The sequence below is a fragment of the Mycobacterium sp. UM_CSW genome (genome assembly GCF_000455205.1).
In the GTDB taxonomy this organism is placed as follows: Bacteria; Actinomycetota; Actinomycetes; order Mycobacteriales; family Mycobacteriaceae; genus Mycobacterium.
In genome coordinates, this window is sequence record NZ_AUWQ01000123.1 from 22119 (window position 1) to 28118 (window position 6000).

4 protein-coding genes are annotated in these 6000 nt (G+C 71.6%); all 4 read left to right on the forward strand.

Annotated elements, in window-relative coordinates; all coding sequences use genetic code 11:
• The first annotated feature begins 5 nt into the window (after nucleotides 1-5).
• Nucleotides 6-1928, forward strand: a complete 1923-nt coding sequence (locus N415_RS32070) for a hypothetical protein (RefSeq protein WP_239645725.1) — start codon at nucleotides 6-8, stop codon at nucleotides 1926-1928.
• A 268-nt stretch (nucleotides 1929-2196) separates the two neighbouring features.
• Nucleotides 2197-3639 (forward strand): hypothetical protein, encoded by a 1443-nt coding sequence (locus N415_RS28250; RefSeq protein ID WP_081665571.1) that lies wholly within the window; start codon nucleotides 2197-2199, stop codon nucleotides 3637-3639.
• 102 nt (nucleotides 3640-3741) lie between these two features.
• Entirely contained in the window at nucleotides 3742-4854 is a 1113-nt protein-coding gene (locus N415_RS28255; protein ID WP_068188975.1) for a hypothetical protein, read from the forward strand.
• Between the two features lie 189 nt (nucleotides 4855-5043).
• On the forward strand, nucleotides 5044-6000 hold a 957-nt coding region (locus N415_RS28260), incomplete at its 3' end, for a hypothetical protein (protein WP_239645726.1).

Sequence of the window (6000 nt, forward strand, 5' to 3'; positions counted from 1 at the left end):
TATCGATGGCACCGGCGTCGATCCAGATGGTCGTCTTGGAAGGCGAAAACGCCGACGGCGCAACGGTAGAAGAGGACGAGTTCGACGTCACCGCTGCCGAAGACCCGGCCACGGCGAGCGCGCCCGACCAGGTAGTCGCCGCCATTCTCGGCACACGCGAGGGCGCGGCCGATGCCGGCCTGGAGCTGTCGGCGATCGGTGTGACGTGGACAGACCAACTCGAGGCGGCCGCCTTGCGCGACGCGCTGGCCGCCCACAAGATCGAGAACGTCATGCTGGTGTCGGCGTTTCTGGCGGCGGCCGCGCTGGCCCAAAGTGTCGGCGGCGCAGTCGGTTACGAGCGCACCGCGGTGCTGTACGTGGAGCCCGATACCGCGACCCTGGCCGTTGTCGAGACCTCCGACGGTTCCATCGCCGACGTCTACAAGCAACCGATCTATGCCGAGTCCTACGGGGATGCGATCACGCAACTCAGCGGGATGGTCGCCGGGCTGGAGAAGACGGAGTTGGCGCCCGACGGGCTGTTCCTGGTCGGCTCGGGCGTCGACATCGCGCCGATCAAGCCGGCGCTGGAGTCGGTGACGTCGCTTGACGTGAGCGCGCCCGAGGAGCCCGAGACCGCGCTGGCCCGCGGTGCCGCCTTGGCATCGGCGAACGCGCCGTTGTTCGCGTCGTCGACCGCGGCGCTGGCCTACGCCCAAGACCCCGGCACCGGCGCCGTCGACCAGTACGCTTTTCCTGAATACCTCAGCGTCGGAACCGAACTCGGCGACGAGCTGGCGTACAGCGCCGTGCACGACGACGATGCCGACGCCCCGACCGTGCTCATCGAGAAGCTGTTCGTCCAAGAACAGGAGCAGCCGCGCCGCAGGCCCGTCCTGCTCGTCGGCAGCGGTTTGGCGGTGGTCGGCATCAGCGCGGTGCTGGCGCTGGAAATCGCGCTGGCCATCGGCATCCGCACCACGGGGACCGTCGCGTTGCGGCCCACCCCGGCCCAAAACCTCATCGTCCCAACGCAACAGGCGCCCGCGCCGGTCCAGGCGGCCCCCGCGATGCCGAAGATCAACCTGCCGCAGCCGATGTCCGCGCCCATGCCGTTGAATCCACCCGCGCCCGCACCGCTGCCCGCGGCTCCGATTGCTCCGCCGCCTCCCGCGGCTCCGCCGATCGACCCGGTGATACCGGTGCCGGTCGTGGTCCCGCCGCCCGTGGCGCCGATTCCGGTGCCGCCGGTCCACGTGCCGATTCCCAACCCGGTCATCAGCCCGCCGGTTATCCAGGCGCCGCGCCTGCCGCTACCCCAGCCCGTTGTGCCCCAGCCGCCGGTGCACGTCCCGCAGCCGCAATGGCCGGTGCCCGGTAGCGGCACGGTTCCCCATTCGCCGCCGCACCAGTCGCCCGGGGAAAACCCGCTACCCATCCCGGGCAATGGTCCCGGCGGCGGGCACTTGCCGATACCGGGCAATGGTTCCGGCGGCGGTGGCCCCTTTGGTGGCGGCGGCGGTCCGATCCACATTCCCGGCGGTGGCGCCGGCGGGGGTGAGCCTGCCGGACCCGGGCCGTTCGGCGGCGGCGGTGGCCCGTTCGGTGGCGGTGGGCCGTTCGGTGGCGGTCACGGCGGTGGCGGCCCGATCGGCGGCGGTCCCGTTGGCGGCGGGCCGTTCGGCGGAGGGGGAGGCCCGTTCGGTGGCGGTGGGCCCTTTGGCGGCGGTCACGGCGGTGGCGGCCCGATCGGTGGCGGCCCATTCGGTGGTGGCGGCGGCGGTGGCGGCCCATTCGGTGGCGGCGGTAGCGGGCCCTTCGGCGGCGGTGGCCACGGCGGCGGCGGCTTCGGCGGTGGTGGCGGTTTCTTCGGCGGTGGCGGCGGCTTTGGCGGCGGCCACAGCGGCGGTGGCGGTGGCGGGCACAGTGGCGGCGGGCACCATTAGCCGGCCGGACGTTACGCGCCGTTGCAAAACGGTTAACGCATGCCGACTTGCGCTTAACACCTCGCGGTGGTGCGAGTACGGTCGAAACATCGGGCAAGTCGAAAAACCGCGCTGCCCACGAACCAGAACTTGATAGCGCCCAGCTAATCCCGGATTCTCGAGCCCCGCGCGCTGCTGTGGCCGTAAGTCCGTGGTGACTAAGCAAGTAATCGTGTCGTCGACGCATTGTCGCGGTGACGCAGCAAACTAGCCGAGGAGATATCTAGCGTTGGTGGGCATCGTGCTTGGCGTCTCGATGGCGCCGACGAACGTCCGCATGGTGCTGGTGGAAGGTGAAGGCGCCGACGGGGCCACCGTCGACGAGGAGAAGTTCGACGTCTGCCTGGACACCCCCGGCTCTGCGGGCCCATCCACGGCGCCCAACCAGGTGGTGTCCGCCATCCTCGGTACCCGCGAGGGTGCGGCCGAGGGCGGCTACCAGCTGCTCTCGACGGGAGTGACGTGGACCGATCACGTCGAGGCCGCCATGCTGCGCGATGCGCTGGCCGCCCACAAGGTCGAGAACGTCATGCTGGTCTCGGCGTTCATGGCCGCGGCCGCGCTCACCCAGGCCGTGGGCGACGCCACCAACTACGAGCGCACCGCGCTGCTCTTCGTCGAGCCGTATGCCGCGACCCTGGCGGTGGTCGACAGCGCGGACGGCTCGATCTGCGACGTGCACCGGCGGGTTCTCGCCGAGGACGAAGACCGGGCCGTTGCGGAGCTCGCCGAGCTGGTTTCCGGTGTGGAGGCGCTGGAAACGCGTCCGGATGGCGTGGTCGTCGTCGGCTCCGGCGTCGACATCCCGCTGATCATGCCGGCGCTGGAGGCCGCGACGTCCCTTCAGCTGTCGGTCCCCGACGAACCGGAGATGGCCCTGGCACGCGGTGCCGCGCTGGCGTCGGCGAACGCGCCGTTGTTCGCGTCGTCGACCGCGGCGTTGGCCTACGCGCTGGACCCCGGCACCGGCGAGGTCGACCCGTTGGCCCTGGCCGGCCAGTTTCCCGGATTGCTGCCCGCATACCAGCCGGAATACCGCCCCCTTCCTGAGCCCTCCGACGCCAAAGGCAAGCCCAACGTCGCCTACAGCGCGGTGCCGGACGACGATGCCGACGCGGGCACCGCCCTCGGCCTCGACGACGGCACGCAGCGGCGCAAATCCGTTGCGCTGGTGGGCAGCATGCTGGCGGTGGTCTTCATCAGCGCCGTTGTGGTTCTTGAGATTGCGCTCGCGATCAGCATCCGTCCGACGGTGGCGCTGCGGCCCAGCCCGAACGAAAACATCGTCGCCCCGACGCAGCCGCCCGCGCCCGCGCCGGTACCCCAGGCCCAGCCGAAGATTCAGGAGCCCGCGCCGGTGGCGGTGCCGCGTCCCATCGCCCCGCCCGCCGCCGCCCCGGCGCCCGCGGCCCCGCCGGTCCCGGTTCCCGCGTTGCCTCCGCCGGTGTTCGTTCCCGTGCCTCGCGTGCCGGTGCTCGGGCCTCCCGTGCCCCGGGTGGAGGGTGGCCGCGGCCCCTTCGGCGGGGGGCCGGCGCCGCGCGGTCCCTTCGGCGGCGGCCGCGGTCCGTTCGGCGGGCATGGCCCGTTCGGCGGACATGGCCCCTTCGGGGGTTTCGGTGGTGGCCACGGTTTCGGCGGTGGCCACGGGTTTGGTGGCTTCGGTCACAGGTAACGGTTCGCCGCCGCCGCGCCTGTCCGGCTGCGCGAGCTAGGGTGGCGGACTAGGGGCGGGTGAATCAGATTGTCAGCGAATAAGTTTGGAGAATGGGGGAGCGTGGACGTCGTCCTTGGGGTGTCTTTGGCACCCGAGACGGTCCGCATGGTGCTCGTCGAGGGCGAAGGTGCCGGCGGCGTCACCGTCGATCAGGCCGACTTTCCGACGCCGGATACCGCCGCGGTCGATCAGGTGATCGAGGCCATCCAGGGCACTCGGGAAAGCGCGGCCCAGAGCGGCTATCGGCTGAGGTCCAGCGGGGTGACGTGGACCGATCAGTCCGCCGCCGCCGCGCTGCGAAATGCGTTGACGGCGCGCAAGATCGAGAACGTCATGCTGGTCTCGGCGTTCGTGGCCGCCGCGGCGTTGGCCCAGGCCGTCGGCAGCGCGACCAACTGCGCGCGCACGGCGCTGCTGTTCGTCGAGCAGGCCACCGCGACGCTCGCCGTCGTCGACACGTCGGACGGGTCCATCGCCGACGTGCAGCGCAAGCCCCTGCCCCACGGCGACCGCGCGGCGCTGGCGGAGCTGGCCGCAATGGTCGCGGGTGCCGAATTGATGCGTGGCCGCCCCGACGGCGTATTCGTCGTCGGCTCCGGCGTCGACATCCCGCGCATCAAGCCCGCGCTGGAGGCGGCGACGTCGTTGTCGGTGACGGCGCCCGAGGAACCCGAGATGGCCTTGGCGCGGGGCGCGGCACTGGCATCGGCGAACGAGCAATTGGGAGCGCCGAGCACGGTCGAGATGCCATACGTGCAGGAGCCGGTGCGCGAGCTGGCGTACAGCGCCGAGGCGGACCTCCTGCCAGACGACGCGGAGCACGGCGAGCGCGGCAACCGAAAGATGCTGGCAATCCTCGGTGCGGCCGCAATACTCGTCGTCGGCGCCGTGGCCCTGACGGTGGCGCTCGCCGTCGGCATTCGCCCGCACGTGGACGATCGACCCGATGTCGGCAAGAACGTCGTCGCGCCCGCAACCCAGGCGGCGCCACCCCCGCAAGTCCCGCCCGCGGCGCCGGCCCCACCGCCGGCCCCCGCGCCCGCCGCACCGAATCCGGGGCCAAGCTCGAACCCCCTTCCGCAGTGGCTGCCGCCGCTGCCCAGGGACGATGATCACGACGACCATTGGGGGTGGCTGCGCCGCCACTTGGGGCACGGAGTCCTGGGTCCCTAGCCCGGTCGCCGACTGGGCGAAACCGCGTAAAATCGGGGGGCCAGGGGAATACAGGGTGGGGACTCGAGGCGTTCAGCAGTTGTTAACGCGGGCGACGGCCAGGTCCCTGGCCTCCGATGGCTAGCAAACGACGATGGAGGAGCTTTGGACACCGTACTTGGCGTGTCAATGGCGCCGACGGCCGTCCGTATGGTGCTGGTCGAAGGCGAGAATGGCGACGGTGCCACCGTCGATGAGGACAACTTCGATGTTGCCGCCGACGACGATGCGGCAACCATCACCGCGGCCGACCAGGTAGTCTCGGCGATCCTGGGCACCCGGGAGGGCGCGGCCGAGGGCGGCTATCAACTGGCGTCGACGGGCGTCACGTTCACCGACCCGATCGAGGCCGCCGCGCTGCGTGACGCGCTGGCCGCCCACAAGGTCGAGAACGTGATGTTGGTCTCGGCGTTTCTCGCCGCGGCCGCGCTGGCCCAGACGGTCGGCAACCAGACGAACTACGCGCGCACGGCGCTGCTGTACATCGAGCCCGAAACCGCGACACTGGCGGTCGTCGACAGCGCGGACGGCTCGGTCACCGACGTTTACCGCCAAGCCCTGCCCAGCGACGACGAGGCGGCGGTGACGCAGCTGGCCTCGATGGTCGCCGGCGCCGAGGCGCTGGAGGCGCGGCCCGACGCCGTGTTCGTCATGGGGTCCGGCATCGACATCCCGATGATCAAGCCGGCGCTGGAGGCGGCGACGACGCTGCCGCTGACGGCGCCCGAGGAGCCCGACACCGCGCTGGCCCGGGGGGCAGCGCTGGCGTCGGCGAACGCGCCGCTGTTCGCGTCGTCCACCGCGGCGCTGGCCTACGCGCAGGACCCGGGCACCGGCGCCATCGATCCGTTCGCGGTGGCCCCCGGCTACTTCGACATGCCCGCCACCGCCGATGCAAACGCACTGGCCTACAGCGCCGTCGCGGACGACTTCGACGAGGCCTATACCGGCGAGCACGCGACGCAGCTGGTCGGCGCGGGCGGACGCGAGCGCGGGTCGTTCCGGCTGCTGGGCAGCGCGCTGGCGGCGTTCTTCGTCGTCGGCGTGACGGCGCTGGTGGTGTCGCTGGCCGTCGCCATCCGCCCGACCGCCGGCGTGCAGCCCGCC

Coding starts and splice junctions, on each gene's coding strand:
- N415_RS32070 (WP_239645725.1), top strand. CDS start 6: ATGGCACCGGCGTCGATCCAGATGGTCGTCTTGGAAGGCGAAAACGCC.